We start from the raw sequence: 21,117 nt of genomic DNA, 5'->3' as shown, positions 1-21,117 counted from the left end.
ATCCTTAAAAATAAAAATTAAAGAACAGAGCAACTATTGCCAGATAAGGTTGCTCCAGCACCTGTTGAGGCGGTTACCGTAGTTTTAACACTTGACGCAGCCAGTATGGAAAGCGTATAAGGAGGTGTGAAGGCATTTACACCATTTCCTGCTGTATTTCCGGTTACCATGCTGAAGGTATTGTTTTTTGCCTGAACAGCCGTTGCGGTATTGTCCATCAGGTCAATCGGGTTTTTCACGTTTTCGAAAACATTGGATTCAACCAGCAGATTGGCTTCAAAACCAGCCTGTATACAACTTTTACTTACAGTACTGTTAAAATAATTGTTCATCATGTGGACTTTACCAAATCGTACACGTGGCATTCTGGCTACGCAGCCCTGAGCCCACCAGCAGCGGGCAAAAGTAATTCGGAAATGCCCTCTGTCGGCAGTTGCGCTGTCACTGGAACCAATCAGATCGGAAAAACGATGGTCATCAGAACCTCCCGGGCCACCTGGTTTCGGTGTTTTCAAATAGGTAAATTTACAGTAAGAAACGGTGATGTAATCAGAAGTGTTTTTGATGTCGAAATTGCCGTCCACACCGTCTCTAAATTCGCAATGGTCTACCCAGACGTTGCTGCTGGCATCCAGGGTGGCATTGTCCCAACCATCTACATCATAGGCGCCGGGGCCTTCAAAAATAAGGTTCCGGATGATGATATTTGTACATCTTTTGATGTATATGATGCCCGAATTGTCTTTGGTCTGGTCTGTGGATATCAGTTTTGCACCGGCCGAACCAAACAGGGTTTTTCCGTTCTGGTCCTGGAAAGAAATCCTTCCGCCCGAAGGGATGGTAATGGTTCCATTCACCTGTACAACCTTAACATTGGTATTTTGAATGGCTGCTTTAAGGTCGGCATAAGTGCTGACTACAGTTACTGCTGCTGAACCACCACCGCTGGTCCCTCCGTTTTGCGATGCCCAGCCAGGAGCTGTACAAATGGCATCTGCAGCGGCTGTTGTCATTATTGCAGGTACTTTTACATCGCCAGTTGAACCGGCTTTCAGGTCTTCACTTTTTTGACAGGAAAAGAACATACAAGTCATTGCTGCTGCAGCAATGACGCTGGAAATCAAATAATTTGTGCTCATTTAAGTTTGGGTTTAGATGATTAATTAGGGTTGATTAATTTTATATCCCAATAAATTATGAAGTAAATGGCAGAAAATAAATGAACTGCTCAGGAATAACTTTGCAATCGTTACCGGCAACGATTGCAGGCAGAATAGTGGAAGCACTTTTAGCAAGAATTTAGCTTTTTGCCTTGTAAATGAGGTATTAAAACGTATTCTTTTGGTGTTGTTACAATAGAAAGAAGCCGCATTTTTAGTGATGCGGCTTCTTTTTTTATGTATAGAATTTACTTTTGGTAGGCTGTATGCGGATACAAGAGTTTAAAAGCATTGTATACCGCTTGATGGATAATGGTGGAATGAATTTCATCCGGTAAATAATCAAAGGAAACTTTCATATGGCTGCCGCCGTTTTTCTTTAACGTTTCGCTTAAAGCCACTGCGTCATTGTACATGATCAGGTCTTCTTCTTTGTTGCTGGCACCTATATACACTTTAATTTCCTGATCATTTGCTATACTAAGGTCTTTTGGTGCCGATGCGATTAGACCTTCATTTCCCCACCAAAGACTTGGGCTGATGATGATATAGGTATCAAAGAGCTTCCTGTGCTTTAAAAGAATTTCTGTGGCCATAAGGCCGGCAAAGGATTCCCCTATAATAGTTTTACCTTCGGTGGTTCTGTACTGCTGGTTGATGTAGGGCTGCAGTTCATGTTCCAGAAAAGAAATAAAATTTGCGGATCCGCCATATAATGGGTATTGCTCTTTTTTAAAGCCCATTCTGGCCAGGAAATCCAAATTGGGAACAGGGTAGGAAAAATCCCTTCTCCGGTTCGTATTTTCTATCCCCACGACTATGGATTTTGGAAAGCGGTTGATCCAGGGCTGGGTATTGTAACGTACCAGTCCGGCCACATGAACAAAATCTTCTTCAATACCGCCATCTAAAAGATAAATGACCGGATACTTCTCTTTTGAATTTGTCTGGTAGTCATCGGGCAGGCTAATGTTGATGACCCTGGTTTCATTGAGTTTTTTTGAAGCAATGGTCTGGGTAATGATGTTAAATGAAGGGTGTTTTGATGGGCTTTGGCCAAAACAGGTGCCCACCGAAATCAGAAGGTTTAACCCTAATAAGGTAAAAATGGAGTTTTTGTACATTGTAAGGGGGTTAGTTGAGTTTCCAGTCGGGTCTTTCAAAGTGACAGGTATAGCCATAAGGATGTTTTTGTAAATAGTCCTGATGCTCCTCTTCTGCGTTCCAGAAATCACCGGCCGGTACAACTTCAGTTACAATTTGCCCAGGCCATACACCCGAGGCTTCCATTTCAGCTATTAAAGTTTTTGCAGTCGTTTGCTGAGCCTGATCCATAAAAAAAATAGCAGAGCGATAGGAGGTACCTATATCGTTTCCCTGTCTGTTTTTTGTTGTTGGATCATGGATCTGGAAAAAGTATTCCAATAGTTTTCGGTAGGATAATATTGCCGGATCAAATACAATTTCTATCCCTTCGGCATGTGTACCGTGATTTCTATAGGTTGCATTTAAGACATCGCCTCCGGTATAGCCCACGACCGTCGAAATGACACCGGGATAATGCCGGAATAACTCTTCTACACCCCAAAAGCAGCCTCCGGCCAAAATGGCCTTTTCAGTATTCATATGGTTTTATTTTAATAGTATAAAGGTACGGTACAAATTCTATCCGGCAAATCATTTATACAGGATAGTAGATTTCTTTGACGATTTATAATGGGAATATTTTGTTTGATATACCAATTATGGTGTATCTTGAGGGCCTGTTAGCCTTCCTTTAAACTTGTTAACAGAAATTAAAATATGGCCTCAAATGTTCCCGTAATTAAACAAATCGCCTGGATTTCACTTGTTCCCCAATTACTTGTCGCGGGATTGTTTATTTATCTGTTTTATCTGCTGAATTTTCCCGAATACCTTTTGGCAGGCATGCTCGCTTATTATCTCTTATCAACTATTTTGAGAAATGTGGTTGGTAAGTGGCACAGAATAGCCATGAAACTGGTGAAACAACAAATGTTTCTTGAAGCTGTTCCTTGCTTTGAAAAAAGTGTGGCTTTTTTTACCAAAAATCCCTGGGTAGATAAATATCGCTTTGTAACGCTTTTAAGCTCTTCAAGAATGACTTACCGGGAAATGGGGCTTTGTAATATTGCTTTCTGCTACAGCCAGATCGGCGAGGGCCTAAAATCAAAGACATACTACCTGCAGGTACTGGCCGAATACCCAAACAACGGACTTGCTATTGCTGGTTTGAATGCATTGGAGGCGGGTAAAGGCGATTCGTCTGGTAAATAATAGAATCTTTTGACCAGGATGGAAAAAATTCCGGTAAGGCATCTTAAAAACAGAGAACGGAAACCGGAGTCCCTGGAAAATTTCGGCATAGAAGATCTGGTGGTTTTATTGGATGGAAAAGATATGCAGCAGGAACTGCATCGCCATGATTTCTTTTATGTTCTGGTTTTGAAAAAGGGCAGAGGCCTGCATGATATAGATTTTAAGCACCATGAAATTTCTGATCATTCGGTTTACTTTATGAAACCGGGGCAGGTGCACCGGCTTACGCTCAAAGTGGGAAGTGAAGGGTATATGATGCATTTTGGCAAGGATTTTTATGCTGCGCTGGATAAAACATTTACAGAATTGCTGCAAAAGGTTTCTGCCTTTAACTTTTATCAGTTTGAGGAGAACAGTTTTCAAAAAGTGTTTTCTGTGCTGAGTGAAATTTATAACGAATTCTCAGGAAAAAAAGAGGCTTATATACAGATCATCCAGGCAAACCTTTGTATATTTTTTATCGAATTGCGGCGGCAGCAAAATAAAGAAACGCCTGACCATACTGGTTTATACCTGCAGGAGGTTCTTGAAAAATTTTTAGAGCTTGTTGAAATACACATCACTGAATTTAAACGGGTGTCAGATTATGCCAAACTGATGAGCCTGTCTGTTTATCAGTTGAATGCAGCCTGTAAAGCTGTGCTCGGAAAAAGCGCTTCAGCACTGATTATTGAGCACATATTACTGGAAACCAAAAGGTATTTACTGGCGACGCCAAATCAGATCAATCAGGTCGCAGACCTGCTGGGATATGAAGATGTTTCCTATTTTATCCGGTTTTTTAAAAAACACAGTGGCTTTTCCCCTGAAGCCTTCCGGCAAAATTTCAAATAAGTCCGGTACAACTTTCTTTTTGTCCTATTTCTGAAGTTTATGAACCACTAATTTTGTGCTGATTAAAGGATGAATGTCCTTTACAACTGTAAACTAAAAGGATTGATAGGATGAACCAGGTATGGGATGAAAGATATAAAGAACAGGAGTTTGCCTATGGCAAAGAGCCTAATTTGTTTTTTAAAGAATGGCTTTTAAAGTTGAAACCGGGGGCTATATTGATGCCGGCTGATGGAGAAGGGCGCAACGGTGTCTATGCAGCAGGGTTGAACTGGCAAGTGACTTCATTTGATTTTAGTGAGCAGGGGCAGTCCAAAGCCTTAGGACTTGCAAAAGAAAGAGGGGTGAATTTGGAGTATCGTGTTGGAGATTTAAAGGAGCTGGAATTCGGAAAAGAATCTTTCGATGCGATCGGGCTTATTTATGCTCATTTTTCAACAGAGAATAAATCTGCATTTCACCATAAATTAAATGCCTATTTAAAACCCGGTGGTATGGTTGTTTTCGAAGCTTTTAGTAAAAATCATATCGCTTACCGCGAGCGTAATCCCAAAGTGGGGGGGCCAACCGATGCGCACATGCTCTATTCCTGTTCAGAAATAGAGGCAGATTTTGAAAACTTTGAAATCCTTTTGTTAAAAGAAGAGGAAGTACTTTTAAAAGAAGGTAAATATCATATTGGAATGGGTTCTGTAATCCGGTTTATAGGACGAAAGCTGTATTGAAATTTAAGGAGGATCAGCGCAATAAATTCGGCGAATATGTAAACCGGATTTTTTATCTTCGGCTTTATTTGTTTCCTATGTCAAGGCATCCTTTTAAGCTTGTTGTTTCTGTTTTGTGGCTAACGTTTTATTCCTTTGTGGGCTTTGCCCAGGAAGTTGAAGAACCCGGAGATACCCCTGTTGAATGGTCTAAACCTTATCCGCCTTTTCGGATTGCAGGTAATCTGTATTATGTAGGTACCCAGGACCTGGCCTGTTACCTGATTACAACACCGAAAGGCAATATCCTGATTAACACTGGTCTTGCTTCGTCTGTAGGGCAGCTAAAAACAAACATTGAGGCTTTAGGATTCAAATTTAAATCGCTTAAAATCTTGTTAACCACGCAGGCTCATTATGACCACATGGGCGCCATGGCTGCTGTACAAAAAATAACCGGGGCAAAGTTTATGGTCGACCAGGGCGACAGGGAAGTGGCCGAAGATGGGGGACGTTCGGATTATGCCATTGGCGCAGATAAAAGTACTTATAGACCTGTAAAAGTTGATCGTGTTTTGCACAATGGTGATAAGATTACTTTGGGCGGTACCGAACTGGTTATGCTGCACCATCCAGGTCATACAAAAGGTTCCTGTAGTTTTCAGTTTATAGTTAAAGATAAGAAGAGGACGTATAAGGTTTTGATTGCCAATATGCCTACTATTGTTACGGATAAGAAATTTTCAGAGCTCCGCAGCTATCCGCAGATTGCTGCTGATTATGCTTATACTATAAAATCTATGAAAAGTTTATCTTTTGACATTTGGCTTGCTTCCCATGCCAGTCAGTTTAAGTTACAAGCTAAGCATAAACCAGGAGCCCCCTATAATCCGGAAGCTTTTATGGATCATAGGGGTTATAACGATTCGTTAAAAAAACTGGAAGAACAGTTTTTAAAGAAATGACATTCTTTTTAATCCCCTGGCCATACATAAAGTTTGGAATAAATTTTTTCCCCCGAACCGGTGTATAAAAGATTGAGCTGATCGGCCAGATACTCCTTGTTAACCAGGAATTTATAATTGTATTCACCAGGCGGTACTTCTATCTGACAGGTCCATAATCCATGTTCCTTTTTCATTGGAATGGCCTGCCATTTGGAGAAATCGGCTAAGATGAAAACCTGCTCAGCCGCCTGAAAATCATTCATCATGAAAGTGACCTGATGGGCCTTCTGTTTTCCAAAAAGTGTGGCGATATAGTTGTTTGGATCTAAGGCGAGTACAGATGCAAAACATTTGTTGCTTTTTTCTGTCTGACCCTCACGACGGTAAGCCACCCCGAGCCAGGCATTTATTGCGATCCCATTGGGGTCGTAGCTTTTCAGGCATTCCAAAAACCGGATGGCATCTTTAGTCTGATCTGCGGCAATGGCACTTATGGCCAGTTCCAGGGCGTCGTTGTTCTTAAAATTGTATTTGCCTGGATCATTTTTCCTTAGTGTTTGATACGCAGATAGAACTAAATTTATTCCTCCAAGGGTATATTTTTTGACCATAATATCCTTAATGCTCAAGGGAAAGTAGGCAGCCATATCCCTGTAGTGCTTGCCTTTTTTTAATTCTTTTTCTAAAGAAATAACCCTGGGTGTACTGAAGTCGTTTTTATAGTAAAGGTGGATCACTTTAGCAGGCAGATCTGCCGCCATAGAATAATTGGAAATGATGTTGCTTGGTTTCTTCTGACTGGTTTTTTGCAGGAGATCTTTGATTTCAGTTAAACTGTAAGTACTGTTTTGATTAAAGTACTGTATGGCGGCATCCCTTCTCCAGCAAGCTTCGTGGTAATTGTTTTTTACGCTGTAGTTGGTCAATGCAAAGTTTTTGCTTTGTTTGTTGAGCACGTAACCTCCGTGAACTACGGCATAATCTCCGGAAGCGTCCCCAATAAAAAGTTGAGCGCCAGTAAGACGGATCAGGTTAAATTGTGCAATGTATTTTAAAGCCTCTGCTACTGTTTTACATTGTTTCAAAATATCAGTAACGACTTCTTCTTGCCGGTCTTTCTTTTTTGGGTCTTTTGTAGCCGGTAGTTCCGCTATGGCCGTATAGTCCATAAAAAGTCCATATTGATTCATCCCGCCCTGCGGATTTTTGTACATGATGCGGTTCAGGCTTTCATTGTCTGAAAGTTCTGTCCAGAGCATGTAACCATAGTCTTTATGAAAAGCAGGATAGTACCATAATCTGTAGGTAAGAACGGGAGATTCGTCTTCATTATTGCCAACCCAGACATGGTGTCCATCGTTGGCCATAAATATGGTGCAGGCAGCGATGCGGCCATTTAGAATAAAGAGGTTGATGAGCAGCATCAGGATAACAGAAAATTTCGCTTTCATTGTTTTTAATGATTGATGCAGCAAATCTCTGTTCTAAGCACCTGGATGTTGTTCGTCTGGATAAATCGGAACAGCTTTTTTAAGTACTGCCATACCTTTTTGCATAGGTCGTAGGTGACATGCCACAATATTTTTTAAAAGCTGTGTTAAAAGCCGTTTTGGAATTGAAGCCGGAAGCAAAAGCAATACCAAGCATATTCAGCTCACTGTTTTTTCCGGAACTGAGTAATTTTTTTGCTTGCTCAACGCGCTGTTGATTAATAAAAGTATAAAAATTCCCGTCACTGAGTTTATTGATCAGAAAAGAAGCATCATGAATACTGCAGCCCAGTTGGTCTGCAAGCATAGGAAGACTTAGGTTATTATCCAGAAAAAGCTGGTCCGTGGTCATGAGTGTATGGAGTTTTTGAGCGTATAAGTCCAATTCTTTGGCGCTGAGTCTTTCCGTTTTCTGTAAATCGGTCTGCTGAGGCCTTTCCAGTAAGACCGAAATTTCCTGAAGTTCCTGTTGGTTAAATGCAAAAACTGTTCTTTGGCGTATAGAGAAATAGGCCAGAAAAAATATAGATCCGGTATAAATGAGCGGAGTGATCTGGAGTAGTAAAGAGAATCCCAGGAGGGCATCATTGATCCAGAAAAATGTAATAAGAGCTAAAATGAGTAGAAAATATCTGAGCCAGTTTAAATTTATGCCTTTGAAAGAGGCCGTTATGCGCTGTAAGTTTTGTTGATGGTTGAGCAGGACGCGGTAAGACAACAGCACGTAAATCAACAGTTGTAAGGGTAAAAGGTCTCGAATAAGAATAGTGTTGTCTCCAATATCAAATAGCCGCTGTTTCATGAAATCTGATCCCCTGGCTACAAAGAGGGCTTCAATAAAGACATACAGGATAAAGGGGGCAAAATGGGATAGGTCTTTTTTTTTGAAAATTTTTACCGGATCAGCAAAATACAATGTGCTCAGGAAAAGTGCAGGTGCCATAATAAATTGAAGACTGTTAATGCACTGAAAAACATAGGGGTAATTTATGCCTGCGGTCGTTTTACTAAAATAGACCCCGATAAATGCCGTACCCATCATAAACAGAAACAAGGCCAGCCATCTATTGGCATAAAGGTTCTCTTTCAGAGGGTGAAAAAAAAGTAAAAAACTAAGCAGGAAACATTCTCCCGCAGTAAAACACATCAAAAAAAGGTTCATCTATTTAATCTTTTTTAAGAGATAAGCAGCTTTTTAAAGATAGAAATAGTATTTATAAAATTGGCCCGGATGTTGAATAGAAAAGCCCCGAAATGACTGGGGCTTTTGTTGATCCTACCCTTGGTTTACAGATTGGTTTTTAGCCCGTCATCCCTTAAAATTCCAGTTGATCAAGGGCATTTTCCTTTTTTGATTTTTGTTCCACAGTCCAAGTTGTACACCTTTCAGATCATCGGATTCATTGAATAAACCAATTTGTAAACCCCTGACCCGTTTGCCGGAATTACCACTTAATGCGATTTGAAAACCATTAATAGCATAACTCTCATTAAAAAATAAGGCCAGCTGTACCCCATTGTGTTTCTGGGCCAGGTTTCCAAATAAACTCACCGAGATGCCATTGACCTGCCGGGTGAACTGTCCGATAAAACCTGCACTGATACCGTTGGTGAGGCAATCGCAAACGGTTCCTGAAGCAGACAAGTTGAGTCCATTGATCTGCTCGGATACCGGATGGCTCATTAGGGCCCTGAACTCTTTTTCAGTTGTTGGGATTGGGTCTGTGGGTATAAGCGGAAGAAGGATGCCTAAACCAAGAGCTTCGATTTTAATTCCGTTGGTATGGACATTTTGTCCTGTCCGGTCATCCCCCTGTTCAGAAAAGGCGCCCACAGAGAGTCCATTGATGTTGACGTTTTTTTGATGGTAAGTCCAGGCCCCAAGATGATTTTTTCTGGCTGGTGATTGGGCGTTGCTGAACATTGTACTTCCAATGATCAGCAGCATAATGAATTTAAGTTTCATATTTCCGGGTTTTTGTTTGGTCAAATGTAAAGAAGGAGAAAAGGGAGAATTATTCTGTAAAGTTATATGCATCATAGGGGATAACTTTAAAGTTGATTTTAAAGTTAACTTTGGTATATGATTAATCTTAAAGATTAATTGTATCTTGAATTTGAATTCTGATATTAAACAAAATTGATAAAATCATCTTTTAAGATATTTTTTTATGAATGTTCCGCAGATCAATTTCTTTGAAGCACTTAAAATAGCTTTGCCTGATTATCAGAACCTTGCCCAAAGTGTAGCTGAGGTTTTAGAAATCAGTACAAATGAAGCCTATAAGAAGATCCGGGCTACAAGTAGTTTGAGCTTGCCCCAGCTGATTAAACTCTCTGATTATTTTGGAGTGCCTTTTTCCTATCAGCCCCGTCAGTTACCTGTTGTAAGTTTCAATTACCTGAGCATAAACAGGGAAAAACCCGATATGCTTGACTATTTGAAAGACCTGCTTGAAAATTTGAAACTCATTCAGCAGCGAAAAGACAAACATATCCTGATCACTACGGACGATATTCCCATTTTTCATTTTTTTAAATACCCTGAGCTGACCTGTTTTAAACTTTTCTTTTGGGCCGATAATTCTTCGCTAAAGTTTGATACTTCTGCCATATCAGAGGAAATTATCCATGTTTCTCAGGAATTGAACAGGATTTATCTGGAAATTCCCAGCACAGAGATATGGGCTAAAGATACCATTCATGGAACCATAGAACAGGTTCGATATGCTTTTGAAGCAGGTCATATCAGTGATAAAACACTTGCAGGGAAAATAGTGGAACAGATCCGGTATTGTCTTACGGACATGAATATGTACGCAAGTGCGGCAAAAAAAACAATTGATCCGGCCCATAGTTTTAACTGGTATAATTGTGATGTCCTTGGCAGTATTGCTTATTTAATAGAATTTAAAGAAAATATGGTCTGTTACAACCGGTTCAATACCTTTAACTATCTTAGAACCGATGATCAGTTTTATTGTGCACAGACCAGGGACTGGATGCAGGGCCTGATCAAAAAATCGGTGTCTTTTAGCGGACAGGGGGAAAAACACAGAAACAAGTTTCTTTACAATGCTTTTTCTGCCTGTGATCATTTAATTGAAGAAATGGGCAGGGCATAACACACGAAACATAATTTAAAATGGAAAATATCAATTATTTACAGGAAGTTACCCTTGCTGAAAAGGAGTTGCTTAAGGCCATTGGCAGCAGTGACATTTCGCAGCTCGATACATTGCTTCATGATGATTTGCTTTTTACTAATCCAATGGGACAAACCATCAGCAAAGAAATGGACCTTCAGGCTTATCGTTCGGGAGAAATGCAGGTGAACAGCATTGAATCCAGTGAATTACAGGTTGCCTTGGTTGGAGACAACGCGGTAGTCGCTGTAACCATAAAATTGACCGGAACGTTTGCCAGATTCCCATTGGATGGAATTTATCGCTATACCAGGGTTTGGAAAAAATTCGATAACAGCTGGAAAGTTATTGCGGGCAGTTGTGTTATAAAATCCGCTCAGGTATAAGCCGAGGTAGTTAAATCTGTTTATTTCGCAAATTTCTTTGAACCGGCCACACAAACAATAACACCAACGGTCACCCCCATCATTTCAGGACTAACCTGTTCATGCAGTAAGGTGGCTGCCAGTACCAACCCGAAAAATGGCTGTAGCAATTGTAATTGCCCGATGGCTGCAGTACCACCCTGAACCAGTCCCCGGTACCAGAATACAAAACCAATCAACATGCTGAACAGGGAAACATAGGCCAAGCCCATCCATGCTGCTGTGCTAACCTGTGTGAAGGAAGCTGGAAGGAGTGAAAATGTTGCAAGTGCCATAAGGGGTAAAGACAGAACCAATGCCCAGCAGATGACCTGCCATCCGCCCAGTATTTTTGAAAGTTTTGCACCTTCTGCATAACCGAGTCCGCATAAAATGATGGCCAGTAACATCAATACATCACCAGTTGGAGAGGCAGAGAGGCCTTGGGAAATTGCAAAACCGATAACAAGCAAACTGCCCAAGACCGAAAATACCCAGAAAGCCGGACGGGGCCGTTCCCCATTACGCAGCACTCCGAATAGGGCTGTACTCAAGGGCAACAGACCAATAAATACGATGGAATGCGCAGATGTTATATGTTGAAGGGCCAGCGCGGTGAGTAGGGGAAAACCAATAACCACGCCAATGGAAACGATAATTAAAGAGGAAATCTGTTTACCCGAAGGTTTTTTTTCTTTGCAAAAAGCTAAAATAAAAAGTGCCAGTACCCCGGCAATAGTGGCCCGGATCACGGTTAAAAATACAGGGGAGAAATCCAGTACCGCAGCCCTGGTTGCAGGTAAGGAGCCACTGAAAATCAGTACCCCGATCAGACCGTTTAACCAGCCTTTATTGTTGTTTTTTCCGGATAAATCAGTGGTGGATTGATTATTCATAACCTTCGGTTTAATTGTTCTTTACAAAAGTAGAGGAGACACAATAATGAGTACAGTATCAGTTTTGTTTATTTTTATGGATACAGTTATATTTGTGTTATGGTCAAGGAATATCTATATGACGAAATTGCCAATGGCATTGCCAGCCAGATTAACAGCGGCGTTTTAAAATCCGGTGATAAATTACCTTCTGTAAGGATGTTGTGCAGGGATTATGGGATTAGTATGAACACAGCCAAAAGGATATTCCTCGAGCTGGAAGCCAGGTCCCTCATTGATTCAAAGCCCCAGTCTGGTTATTATGTGAGCAGGTTGCCTTATATGAAACTTCCTCTTCCTGAGGTCAGCAGGCCCTCTCAAAAGGCCAACAGTAATGATCCCGATGAATTGATCAGAAAGGTGTATACCAATATGGGGAAAGAGGGGTTGACGCTCTTTTCTATCAGTGTACCTTCAGGCCTGCTTTTGCCTTTGGCAAAACTAAAAAAGGAAATTATCCATGCAACAACTGCACTTAAGGATGGTGGTGCAGGCTATGAGCCCTTGCAGGGCAACCTGGAACTGAGAAGAATGATTGCTGCCCGTTCATTATCCTGGGGAGGAAATTTATTGGAAAGTGACCTGATTACCACCAGCGGTGGAATGCACGCGCTTTCCCTTTGTCTAATGGCCCTTGGTAAAGCAGGAGATACCGTTGCCGTGGAAAGCCCGTGTTATCCTGGAATTTTACAGGTAGCAACAGGGCTGGGCCTTAAGGTTCTGGAGCTACCCACACATCCGGTGACAGGACTGGAAATAGAAGCTTTAAAAAAAGCCATTCCAAAAATTAACATTTGCCTGCTGGTCCCCAATTTTAGTACCCCTTTGGGCAGCTGTATGCCCGAGGAACATAAAAAGGAAATGGTTAGTCTTTTGGCTAAACATCATATTCCTTTAATTGAAGATGATGTTTATGGCGATCTTTGTTTTGGTATGCAAAGACCAAAATGTTGTAAATCTTTTGACGAGGAAGGGAATGTTTTATGGTGCAGTTCTGTTTCAAAAACCCTTGCACCTGGCTATCGTGTTGGCTGGATTGCACCGGGAAAGTATAAAGAAAAGCTGTTGCAATTAAAACTCGCCCATGCTATATCTTCCACCTCTATTGTTCAGCAGGCTGTGGCCAGTTTTCTGAAAAGAGGTAAATATGAAAATCACCTGCGTCAGCTCCGAAAGGTGTTGCAGGAGAACTACCTGAATTATGTAGAGGCCATTACTGCGTATTTTCCGGAAGGAACCAAGATCAGCAGGCCCCTGGGCGGACTTGCACTCTGGGTTGAATTTGACAAAAAGATCAATACCGGACAATTGTACGACCTGGCCATTAAACAAAACATCAGCATCGCCCCTGGGCGGATGTTTACCCTTCAAAACCAATTTGAAAATTGTATGAGGCTTTGTATTGGACTGCTTTGGTCAGAGGAGGTAAAGTTCAAACTCAGGCAACTGGGAAATCTGGCTTGCATGATGTTGTCGGCCTCCTGATGCTAGGGCAGGGCTTTATTCTGTTTATTTTTTTTCTTTTTTTTATGAAGCCAGATGAATAGACCCGTAAGCGGTAAGCTGCCTGCAACAAGGCTGGCCAGAAAAGCCATTATTTTTCCGGGAAGCCCAAGGGCCGTTCCGGTGTGAAGATCGTAGTTCATTGCAATGAGCTGGCCAGATAGGCTGAGGTTTTTAAAAGACGGGCCCTGCATTAACAATTCACCACTGTAACGGTCAAATTTATAGGATATGCGGTCATAAAGATGACGCTCACTCTGGTAGGCCGTAAGGTTTATCGTACCCGCTTTGGCAGTAGGAAAATTGTATAAAAAATAAGCTGTACCTGGGGCTGTCTGAATGGCTTTTTGAAGGATTAGGTCTGCCGGGAGCTTTGCTGCTTGTCGGGTGGTATCGGATTGTAATGTCGACTTCTTTTCAGTGGTCAGTCCGAAAGACCACATTAAACCTGTTAGACCAATAATCAGCAGGAGAAAAAAAACATAAAATCCTGTAACGTTATGCAGGTCGTAGTTCAATCGTTTAAATTTAGCGTTCCATTTTATAAGAAGGCCTTTTTTAAAGGATTTGAGATTTGCTTTTTTAGGCCACCAGAGCACAATTCCGCTAAACAAAAGGAGGATAAAGCAGACCACCGACCACTTGACAATAAAATGTCCGGTTACATCACCCAGCATCAGGTTCATGTGCATGGCTAAAACCAGGGTGAAAAACTCCTTTTTGGCATTTTCAATATAAAGGACCTGGCCGGTATAGGGGTTCAGATACACTTTGTCGTAATACACATAAGAATTCCAGTAACCAAAAGCTTTACGGTTTAGTTTCATGGCGCGGAACATATAACTACGCCCTGGCTTTTGGGAAATCTCGGCTCTGGAAATTTTCCGGTCTTTGCCAAGGGCCCGTTCTGCAATGTTTAATAGCTGGCTGAAAGGAAGCTTTTGGGTGTTTCCGGGGACCTCTATATACAGACGTTGCTTATAGCAAAGTGCTTTGAGTTCATCGGAGAAAGTATAAATACATCCGGTAAAGCCAACGATGAACACCACCAGCCCGGACAACAGTCCGAGCCAGAGGTGTATAAAGGATAGGATTTTTTTAAAATTTAAGCGTAACATTCGCTGAGATGGTTCTTGGCATTTGCGCACTCAATACGCCCTGGCCTGTAAAATAAAGTTCATTGCCCAGGTTGTCTGCTTTTACACCTACACGGCAGCGACGGGTTTCGTAAAAAATGGTCGCATTGAGCAGGGTATAGGCAGGAAAAATGAATTCTCCTGTGATGGCCGAGTTGCCTGACAGGTATTTTCCAGCATAGTTTCCACCAAAACCGGCACCTAAGCCTTTGAGCTGACCATCAGGCTGTACATAACTTGCCCAGAAATTGATCAGATCCGAAGGTCCTGCAGAGGCAGGCCTTCTGTCTTGTAATGCTGCTGAAGAACGGGTCAGTTTGCTGTCGTTATGGCTGTAGCCGGCTATGATGTTTAAGCCGGTAACCGGATTGGCAATCAGCTCCAGTTCTATACCTTTGCTGGTCTGGGTACCATCTTGTACAACTATATTATAATCGACCCCTGCTCTTTTTGTAATTTCGTCCCTCAGAACATCTTTAACCTTTATGTCATAGTAGCTGGCGGTGAAACTCAGCCTGTTGTTGAAGACATCCATTTTAACACCGCCTTCAAACTGATTGGCTTGTTGGGGTTTAAATACCCCGGAAATGTCATCAAGAGGTTGGGAAACCGGTGCAACATTACTAAAGCCATTCATGTAATTTCCAAAAAGAGATATTTTGTCTTTAACAATTTGATAGACCACGCCAAATTTTGGTGATACTGCGGTCTGGTTGTATCTGGTATTGGTCTGTTGTGTATTGGTTGCCAGATTCATGGTGCCCAGGCTTTGAAAACGGTCAATCCGTAAGCTCAGCATAGCCAGCAGTTCTTCATTCAGATTAATGGCGTCCGAAACATAAACACTATAAATATTACTGGAGTTATAGTTTTTGATGACTGCTCCTGCTGCACCCACTCCTGTAATCGCTGCAATTTTTGCTTCTGCTTTTGCCCGGGTTAAATTTCCGTATTTTGCTGGTAACACCCCATTTATGGCGCTTACCGTATCGAATTTTACAATTGCAGAGTTGTTGTTATAAGTCGTTTGGTTTAAATAATCCAAACCGGCAACCAGACGGTGTCGCATTCCCGCCAGTTTAAAATCGCCATTAAAGTTTTGCTGTATAGCTGTAGAGGTACCTTCATAATTCTGGTACTGTACATTTCTTTCCACCAGATCATCACTGGTTGCCCCTCTGATAAACTGATACTGATATAAACCATCAGTTTTACGCGTATTTCTGGAGATATTGGTATGTGAGTTCCAGTTGCTGTTGATTTTATAGTTGAGCTGACCGTGTATATTGGAGGCCGGTGCTTTCAAGGTAATGTCATTAGAAGTAAAGGACCGTTTCCAGTCGTAATTGAGTTCTTGTGGTGTGGTGGCAATATACTTGCGGGTACGGTGCAGGAATACAATAGAAGGATTGGTCCCTTCGTAATCGTAAAATTCTGCATTGAGGACCAGATCTAGTTTTTCGTTGAAGCGATAGGAGATCACCGGCGCAATAAAAGTCGATTTTCTAAAACCGGCATCTTGAAAACTTGCCCGTTTATGGTATGCAGCGTTCAACCTGAACTGAAGACTTTTATCTTTATTGACAGGACCGTATACATCTGCTGTCAATCTGTTTAGACTGAAATTTCCTGTGGTATAACCGATTTCACCTCCAAGGGTATCAATAGGTTTTTTGGTAACCACATTGATTACTCCTCCAAAAGTGGTCAAAGCCCCTCCAAATAGTGTCCCTGATGGCCCTTTGATCACTTCAATTTTCTCAATATTGGCGGGATCGATATCTCCGTTGGTTTGGCCGGCAATACCATCAATCATAGAAATTTTGGTTGGGAAGCCGCGAAGGTTGTAATAAACCGCACCGTCTCCACTCCGGCCAATACTGCCCTGCATTTTTAATATACCAGGTGTGTTTTTCAATACATCTGTCAGATCTGTAGTGATCTGCTCATTAAACAGCGATTTGGTAATGGTTGTATAAACCTGGGGGTTTTCCAGGTTGCCAAGTGGAAGTTTGGCTACTGTTTCACTTTTTTTAGTGACAAACTTATTTACCTTTTTTCCGTTTACCTCTACCTCGCTGAGCTCCTGACTGTTTTCGGCCAGTATAAAGTTGGCGCTGCTCGTTTCCGAAGCGTTTACTGTGACTTGCCTGTGCTGGGTATCCAATCCAATATAACTTAAACTTAGGGTGTGATTTCCTTCTTCAATGCCTTTGAGGATATAAGTTCCCTGCGCATCTGTCTGGGTACTTTTCAGGCCTTTAATACCAACTGTAACATAGGCAACCCCTTTTCCGTCTTTGCTCTTAACATTACCTTTTATACTTCCAGACGGTCCGTTTACCTGTATGGTAATCTGTTTTCCATTTACGCTAAGTCCTTTAAGCTGACGGCCCAATAATTCAGTTAAAATGTCCTTTAAACTGCGGTTTGTGTAATTCAGATTTACCTTCTTTTGCAGGTTCAGCAGGCTGCTGCTGTAGGAAAAACTAACTGCGGCCTTGTCTGCGAGAATGTCCAGGGCTTCTGAAAGGTGGACATTTGCGGCCTGAACACTAATGGTTTTCTCCAGTACGGATGGCTGCTTGTTTTGCCCAAATGTTGGGAGGGTTAAAAGAGTGCTGAGCAGCAGCAGCAGGATTGTTGTGATTTTTTTCTTTGAGGTACAGGGTTTGTACATACTTTTGTTTGTTGTTAATTAATTAATGTATTGATTGATGATGGCCCGGGATGAAGTTTGGCGACCGAACCCGGGTTTTTCTTTTTAATTTCTAATGATCCATGTATTACCCTGTTGCTGGTATCGGGATTTTAGGGCAAAGGTTATGCTTTGGATGACTTGATGAACGGTTGGATTTTCAAAACTCCCGGTATATCGCTTGTTAGTGAGTCCGGGACTGGCTACTTTGAGTTCAATTCCATACCATCTTTCCAGTACGGGCACAATTTCCTTAAGTAGCAGGTTATCCAGAACGAGTTTGTTATCCTTCCAGTTGATGTATTTGGTTGTGCTGTACACGCTTTGTATGCTAAGCCGCGGCTTCACACTTTCAGCATAGGTTCCTTTCTGGTTGGCCGTTAGGATCAGATGTTCCGGGCCCTTCAACCCTGAAAAACGCACTTTGCCTTCTTCAACGACCACAGCACTTGAAGTTTCTGAAGCATAATCCCTAAGGTTAAACCTTGTACCTAAAACCTGGACTTTAGTTCGTTTTGAATTGATGATAAAAGGTTTTTCCGGGTTTTTGGCCACTTTAAAATAAGCTTCTCCACTAAAGCTGACCATCCGCTGGTTAAGGGTAAACTGTTTTGGGAAACGCAAGGTACTTTCTGAATTCATCCAGACCTGTGTACCATCTTCTAAAATAACCTGTAGTTTTTCTCCTTTTTTGGTACTGATTTCTTTGTAGGCCAGTAAGGGGCTTCCTTTGGTACTGTCGTTTTCTGCTTTAAAATGGAACAGAAAATAAACACCTGTGGTGAGCAAAACAATAATACTTGCAGCGATTTGCCAGTTGAAAGGGAACAATCGTTTTTTTGTATGAATTAATGGCTCTTGAATCTGTGGGCTAGACTGCAGGTTAAAACGGGAGGAAAGTTCTTCCCAACCTGTTTTTTCCAGTTGCTTTAATTCCGGCTCCTGCAGAAATGTCATATCTGCCTGATCAGAGTTGAGCCAGTCTTCAACAGCTGCAATTTCATTGGGGCTGCACAGGCCAAGATGATAACGTTGAATGATTTCTTTATTGATTTTCATAGGTTTTTCCTTCTGCGCGGGAGAACGCCTTCTATCAATAAAGTTGTATTGGTCTGACTTTTTCCTAGGCGCTGTTAGATGAAAAATTGAATTTATTTGTAACGATCTGACCGTAAGTGAATTATTTTTTGCTGAATTAAGATGTTTTCAGGTTTGTTCTGATAAAGGTCATGGCTTTGTACAAATGATATTCTACAGTTTTTTCTGAAATCAACAGGGCAGAGGCGATGGTTTTATTGTTGAAACCTTCCTGCTGACTAAGGCGGTAAACCTCTCTGCAGCGGCACGGAAGCTGGTCAATCAGATCACTGAGTTTTCCGTGAAGTTCATTGTAGGCAACTTTTTCTTCTGTACAATTATGAGAATCGCAGTAGTCTGTAAGGGCGCATTCCATCAACTGGCTTTGCCGTGTACTGGTCCTGAGATAGTCAAAGGCCTGAAGTTTGGCCGCGCGCAGCAGGTATTGCTCTATACCAGTTTGAAGAGTGAGCACTTTTCTGCGTTCCCAGATGGAGGCAAACAGGTCCTGGGTAATTTCAGCAGAAATTTCTTTGTCCGTAATGTAATGGTAAATAATGCTGAATACCTTTTTCCAGTAACGTTTGTAGAGTTGCTCAAAATCAGCGCCATCCATATGCTGGATGGAGTTCTTATCGTCTGTATTGAAATGAGCTTTGTCGGACACTGGTGTATTTTTTGCCCAAAGCTAAGCATTATATGGAATTGATCTAAATAAATTTCTGAAAAAAATAAAAGACAGCTGCAGGCCGCCATTTCAGGTAATTTTAAATAAACCACAAAGGTGATGGATGCAACATAAGGCCTTTTTGGGTGTCATTTGACAAATAAAATTCCATACAGATGAAATTTAAATTCTACTTTTTACTTATTATACTCCCAGCATTAAGCAATGCGCAGAACATTGAAGTCAACAGGAAATATGAAAATATTAGCTATACTGGTGACAAAGACATCCGTTTTAAAGTCAACTTAAAGAAAAACAATTCTTATTTAATTACTGTTTTTCAGCATAAAATTGATGTGGAGGTTATTTTACTGGGGCCAGATGGTAAAGTAGAACAGCGCACTGATTTGGCAGACGAGGATTCGGGATATGATAAGATAGATTTTATTGCAAAACAAGATGGTGAGTACCAGATAAAGGTTCAGGCATTTGACCAGAAGGTTTTTCCAGAAGGCGTAATCAATGTGTCGATATCAGAATATACAAAAAAACAGCTTAGCCGAAGGAAGATCATTCAGGACAGTTTACGGATAGAAAATAATAAAAGTGTTCAGGTACTGGATGTAAAACATTTCTGGGAGGCATTTGACCAATTGAGTCAGTGTAAAACTTTTCAAGACAGTGTTCGTATTGTACAGACTTTATACCTGGACAGAGGTACCAATGGACTGAAAGAGTTTGCCCGGGCCAGGGATTTTTCGGCCGAAATGTTTGTGAAAAGAATCGGGAAGTATAAAAAATATTATAGTTCAATAAGACAAAATTCTTTGGTGGTTTACCAGCTGAGCGGTTCCATAGATGGGATCACTCAAAGATTTAAAGCCATATATCCGGATCTAAAAGCGTTCAAAGTTGCATTTGTTATAGGCCCCATGCTCAGCCCGGGTACCATCTCCTCCAATTTTGTATTGATCGGATCAGAAATGCAGGTGGCTTATAAGACCGCAGATCTCAGTGAAATTGTAAACCCAAACCTTAAATCGGATATCCTGTTGACCAATAGTTTGGAGGAAGTAAAGACTAAACTGGAAGAAACGGTAGCCCATGAACTTGTTCACCTTCAGCAAAAAGAAAAAAGTAAGCAGGCTTGTTCCTGTCCTTTATTAGAGAAGGTGATTAAGGAGGGGGTTGCAGAATTTATAGCAGAGAAAAACCTGTCGCTTCCTCTTAGAATGACAAGGTCCAGGGTTTATGGTCAGCAGAATGAAAAAATATTATGGGAAGAATTAAAGAATGAACTTTGCTCTGGTAAAACCAGCAATTGGCTTTACAACAGTACTGCCAGTAAGGAGCGGCCAGGTGATTTGGGTTATTTTATCGGTTATAAAATTGCAAGTTCTTATTATGAACAAGCTGCAGATAAACAAAGGGCCTTAGTAGAAATGATCGAAATGGACAACCCTTTACTATTTCTCGATAAAAGTAAGTATGATCTTAAATTTCAGGTTGCGACAGGTAAATAATATTTGTTTTACACCGTGCAACCCTAATTGTCAGTTTTTCGTCTTTACCATTTGAATGATTAAATTTAATTCTATGAAGCAGGCGCAGCAATACCAGAACACTGAAATTAATCCAAAAATCAGGCTTGCCCTTTTATGGGTCGCCGTAACCTTATGCTACCTTTATGGTGATTATTTTGAATTGTATGTTCCTAAAAAAGTAGAAGGACTGATCAGCGGGGATAATTTATTAAACACACCTTTTAAGCTCTTTCTGGCCGCTCTTATGCTGGCCGTTCCTGCTTTAATGGTTGTTTCTTCGATTCTCCTCCGGCCGGTTTTAAACCGCGTTCTGAATATCATTTTTGGAATCTTTTATACGCTGATTATGGTGCTAGTGGGGGTATCATCCTATGATAAATGGATGCTTTTTTATATTTTTCTGGCTTTTGTAGAATGTGTAATTACCTTGTTGATTGTCAGATATGCCTGGATTTGGCCAAAGGAGCGATAAGAAGTTTTTATAGAATTTTCCGGTTATTTCCAATAGGTTTTAGCTATTGAAATATAGAAT

Annotated in this window: 20 protein-coding genes; 9 read left to right on the top strand and 11 right to left on the bottom strand. The window is 41.2% G+C overall.

Annotation, left to right across the window (positions count from 1 at the left end; translation table 11 throughout):
• Nucleotides 1–17 precede the first annotated feature (17 nt).
• The 3 genes from B0O44_RS02885 to msrA form a co-directional block, all read right to left on the bottom strand.
• Nucleotides 18–1,139: a pectate lyase family protein gene (locus B0O44_RS02885; RefSeq protein ID WP_211321295.1), complete on the bottom strand. Its 1,122-nt coding sequence runs from the start codon at nucleotides 1,137–1,139 to the stop codon at nucleotides 18–20.
• A 269-nt stretch (nucleotides 1,140–1,408) separates the two neighbouring features.
• Complete coding sequence (locus B0O44_RS02880; RefSeq protein ID WP_110827178.1) at nucleotides 1,409–2,284, bottom strand: alpha/beta hydrolase; 876 nt, start codon at nucleotides 2,282–2,284, stop codon at nucleotides 1,409–1,411.
• 10 nt (nucleotides 2,285–2,294) lie between these two features.
• Nucleotides 2,295–2,786, bottom strand: coding sequence for a peptide-methionine (S)-S-oxide reductase MsrA (gene msrA / locus B0O44_RS02875; protein ID WP_110827177.1), 492 nt, complete (start codon nucleotides 2,784–2,786; stop codon nucleotides 2,295–2,297).
• A gap of 177 nt (nucleotides 2,787–2,963) precedes the next feature.
• On the opposite strand from msrA, the gene B0O44_RS02870 reads away from it, so the two are divergent.
• From B0O44_RS02870 to bla, 4 genes are all read left to right on the top strand, one after another.
• Nucleotides 2,964–3,458: a hypothetical protein gene (locus B0O44_RS02870; RefSeq protein ID WP_110827176.1), complete on the top strand. Its 495-nt coding sequence runs from the start codon at nucleotides 2,964–2,966 to the stop codon at nucleotides 3,456–3,458.
• Nucleotides 3,459–3,476: 18 nt separating this feature from the next.
• A complete protein-coding gene (locus B0O44_RS02865; protein ID WP_110827175.1) occupies nucleotides 3,477–4,334 on the top strand; it encodes a helix-turn-helix domain-containing protein in 858 nt (285 codons plus the stop codon).
• Between the two features lie 110 nt (nucleotides 4,335–4,444).
• On the top strand, nucleotides 4,445–5,059 hold the full coding sequence (locus tag B0O44_RS02860) for a class I SAM-dependent methyltransferase (RefSeq protein ID WP_110827174.1): 615 nt from the start codon (nucleotides 4,445–4,447) through the stop codon (nucleotides 5,057–5,059).
• A gap of 77 nt (nucleotides 5,060–5,136) precedes the next feature.
• Complete coding sequence (gene bla / locus B0O44_RS02855; RefSeq protein WP_110827529.1) at nucleotides 5,137–6,003, top strand: subclass B3 metallo-beta-lactamase; 867 nt, start codon at nucleotides 5,137–5,139, stop codon at nucleotides 6,001–6,003.
• An 8-nt stretch (nucleotides 6,004–6,011) separates the two neighbouring features.
• Here the strand turns inward: bla and B0O44_RS02850 are convergent, their stop codons facing one another.
• The 3 genes from B0O44_RS02850 to B0O44_RS02840 form a co-directional block, all read right to left on the bottom strand.
• Entirely contained in the window at nucleotides 6,012–7,436 is a 1,425-nt protein-coding gene (locus B0O44_RS02850) for a hypothetical protein (RefSeq protein ID WP_110827173.1), read from the bottom strand.
• Between the two features lie 79 nt (nucleotides 7,437–7,515).
• Nucleotides 7,516–8,637, bottom strand: a complete 1,122-nt coding sequence (locus B0O44_RS02845; protein WP_110827172.1) for a helix-turn-helix domain-containing protein — start codon at nucleotides 8,635–8,637, stop codon at nucleotides 7,516–7,518.
• 147 nt (nucleotides 8,638–8,784) lie between these two features.
• Nucleotides 8,785–9,516 (bottom strand): LA_2272 family surface repeat-containing protein, encoded by a 732-nt coding sequence (locus B0O44_RS02840; protein WP_110827171.1) that lies wholly within the window; start codon nucleotides 9,514–9,516, stop codon nucleotides 8,785–8,787.
• A 130-nt stretch (nucleotides 9,517–9,646) separates the two neighbouring features.
• On the opposite strand from B0O44_RS02840, the gene B0O44_RS02835 reads away from it, so the two are divergent.
• Nucleotides 9,647–10,600, top strand: coding sequence for a helix-turn-helix domain-containing protein (locus B0O44_RS02835; RefSeq protein WP_110827170.1), 954 nt, complete (start codon nucleotides 9,647–9,649; stop codon nucleotides 10,598–10,600).
• A 20-nt stretch (nucleotides 10,601–10,620) separates the two neighbouring features.
• Complete coding sequence (locus B0O44_RS02830; RefSeq protein ID WP_110827169.1) at nucleotides 10,621–11,007, top strand: nuclear transport factor 2 family protein; 387 nt, start codon at nucleotides 10,621–10,623, stop codon at nucleotides 11,005–11,007.
• Nucleotides 11,008–11,027: 20 nt separating this feature from the next.
• Here B0O44_RS02830 and B0O44_RS02825 read toward each other — a convergent pair whose 3' ends face one another.
• Entirely contained in the window at nucleotides 11,028–11,921 is an 894-nt protein-coding gene (locus tag B0O44_RS02825; protein ID WP_110827168.1) for a DMT family transporter, read from the bottom strand.
• A gap of 99 nt (nucleotides 11,922–12,020) precedes the next feature.
• Between B0O44_RS02825 and B0O44_RS02820 the strand changes: the two genes are divergently transcribed.
• Nucleotides 12,021–13,445 (top strand): aminotransferase-like domain-containing protein, encoded by a 1,425-nt coding sequence (locus tag B0O44_RS02820; protein ID WP_110827167.1) that lies wholly within the window; start codon nucleotides 12,021–12,023, stop codon nucleotides 13,443–13,445.
• Between the two features lie 2 nt (nucleotides 13,446–13,447).
• Here B0O44_RS02820 and B0O44_RS02815 read toward each other — a convergent pair whose 3' ends face one another.
• The 4 genes from B0O44_RS02815 to B0O44_RS02800 form a co-directional block, all read right to left on the bottom strand.
• Nucleotides 13,448–14,581: a PepSY-associated TM helix domain-containing protein gene (locus B0O44_RS02815; RefSeq protein WP_110827166.1), complete on the bottom strand. Its 1,134-nt coding sequence runs from the start codon at nucleotides 14,579–14,581 to the stop codon at nucleotides 13,448–13,450.
• Nucleotides 14,562–17,279, bottom strand: coding sequence for a TonB-dependent receptor (locus B0O44_RS02810; protein WP_110827165.1), 2,718 nt, complete (start codon nucleotides 17,277–17,279; stop codon nucleotides 14,562–14,564). Before B0O44_RS02810 ends, B0O44_RS02815 begins: the two co-directional genes overlap by 20 nt.
• 84 nt (nucleotides 17,280–17,363) lie before the next feature.
• The gene (locus tag B0O44_RS02805; RefSeq protein ID WP_110827164.1) at nucleotides 17,364–18,356 is read right to left on the bottom strand and encodes a FecR family protein; all 993 of its coding nucleotides are present in this window, start codon (nucleotides 18,354–18,356) and stop codon (nucleotides 17,364–17,366) included.
• 136 nt (nucleotides 18,357–18,492) lie between these two features.
• Nucleotides 18,493–19,041, bottom strand: coding sequence for an RNA polymerase sigma-70 factor (locus B0O44_RS02800; RefSeq protein WP_146229756.1), 549 nt, complete (start codon nucleotides 19,039–19,041; stop codon nucleotides 18,493–18,495).
• 176 nt (nucleotides 19,042–19,217) lie between these two features.
• On the opposite strand from B0O44_RS02800, the gene B0O44_RS02795 reads away from it, so the two are divergent.
• Nucleotides 19,218–20,564, top strand: coding sequence for a DUF2268 domain-containing putative Zn-dependent protease (locus B0O44_RS02795; protein WP_110827162.1), 1,347 nt, complete (start codon nucleotides 19,218–19,220; stop codon nucleotides 20,562–20,564).
• 73 nt (nucleotides 20,565–20,637) lie between these two features.
• Nucleotides 20,638–21,057: a DUF6326 family protein gene (locus B0O44_RS02790; RefSeq protein WP_110827528.1), complete on the top strand. Its 420-nt coding sequence runs from the start codon at nucleotides 20,638–20,640 to the stop codon at nucleotides 21,055–21,057.
• Nucleotides 21,058–21,117: the final 60 nt, after the last annotated feature.

This window comes from Pedobacter nutrimenti, assembly GCF_003208655.1.
In the GTDB taxonomy this organism is placed as follows: domain Bacteria; phylum Bacteroidota; class Bacteroidia; order Sphingobacteriales; family Sphingobacteriaceae; genus Pedobacter; species Pedobacter nutrimenti.
This window is presented reverse-complemented; position numbering and strand designations above follow the sequence as displayed.

What these genes read in the sequence shown, in the direction of transcription:
- B0O44_RS02885 (WP_211321295.1), bottom strand. Translation starts at nt 1,139, where the DNA reads ATGAGCACAAATTATTTGATTTCCAGCGTCATTGCTGCAGCAGCAATG.
- B0O44_RS02790 (WP_110827528.1), top strand. Translation starts at nt 20,638, where the DNA reads ATGAAGCAGGCGCAGCAATACCAGAACACTGAAATTAATCCAAAAATC.
- B0O44_RS02850 (WP_110827173.1), bottom strand. Translation starts at nt 7,436, where the DNA reads ATGAAAGCGAAATTTTCTGTTATCCTGATGCTGCTCATCAACCTCTTT.
- B0O44_RS02865 (WP_110827175.1), top strand. Translation starts at nt 3,477, where the DNA reads ATGGAAAAAATTCCGGTAAGGCATCTTAAAAACAGAGAACGGAAACCG.
- B0O44_RS02880 (WP_110827178.1), bottom strand. Translation starts at nt 2,284, where the DNA reads ATGTACAAAAACTCCATTTTTACCTTATTAGGGTTAAACCTTCTGATT.
- B0O44_RS02795 (WP_110827162.1), top strand. Translation starts at nt 19,218, where the DNA reads ATGAAATTTAAATTCTACTTTTTACTTATTATACTCCCAGCATTAAGC.
- B0O44_RS02820 (WP_110827167.1), top strand. Translation starts at nt 12,021, where the DNA reads ATGGTCAAGGAATATCTATATGACGAAATTGCCAATGGCATTGCCAGC.
- B0O44_RS02845 (WP_110827172.1), bottom strand. Translation starts at nt 8,637, where the DNA reads ATGAACCTTTTTTTGATGTGTTTTACTGCGGGAGAATGTTTCCTGCTT.
- B0O44_RS02805 (WP_110827164.1), bottom strand. Translation starts at nt 18,356, where the DNA reads ATGAAAATCAATAAAGAAATCATTCAACGTTATCATCTTGGCCTGTGC.
- B0O44_RS02830 (WP_110827169.1), top strand. Translation starts at nt 10,621, where the DNA reads ATGGAAAATATCAATTATTTACAGGAAGTTACCCTTGCTGAAAAGGAG.
- B0O44_RS02840 (WP_110827171.1), bottom strand. Translation starts at nt 9,516, where the DNA reads ATGATGCATATAACTTTACAGAATAATTCTCCCTTTTCTCCTTCTTTA.
- B0O44_RS02810 (WP_110827165.1), bottom strand. Translation starts at nt 17,279, where the DNA reads ATGTACAAACCCTGTACCTCAAAGAAAAAAATCACAACAATCCTGCTG.
- B0O44_RS02815 (WP_110827166.1), bottom strand. Translation starts at nt 14,581, where the DNA reads ATGTTACGCTTAAATTTTAAAAAAATCCTATCCTTTATACACCTCTGG.
- B0O44_RS02825 (WP_110827168.1), bottom strand. Translation starts at nt 11,921, where the DNA reads ATGAATAATCAATCCACCACTGATTTATCCGGAAAAAACAACAATAAA.
- bla (WP_110827529.1), top strand. Translation starts at nt 5,137, where the DNA reads ATGTCAAGGCATCCTTTTAAGCTTGTTGTTTCTGTTTTGTGGCTAACG.
- B0O44_RS02835 (WP_110827170.1), top strand. Translation starts at nt 9,647, where the DNA reads ATGAATGTTCCGCAGATCAATTTCTTTGAAGCACTTAAAATAGCTTTG.
- B0O44_RS02870 (WP_110827176.1), top strand. Translation starts at nt 2,964, where the DNA reads ATGGCCTCAAATGTTCCCGTAATTAAACAAATCGCCTGGATTTCACTT.
- B0O44_RS02860 (WP_110827174.1), top strand. Translation starts at nt 4,445, where the DNA reads ATGAACCAGGTATGGGATGAAAGATATAAAGAACAGGAGTTTGCCTAT.
- msrA (WP_110827177.1), bottom strand. Translation starts at nt 2,786, where the DNA reads ATGAATACTGAAAAGGCCATTTTGGCCGGAGGCTGCTTTTGGGGTGTA.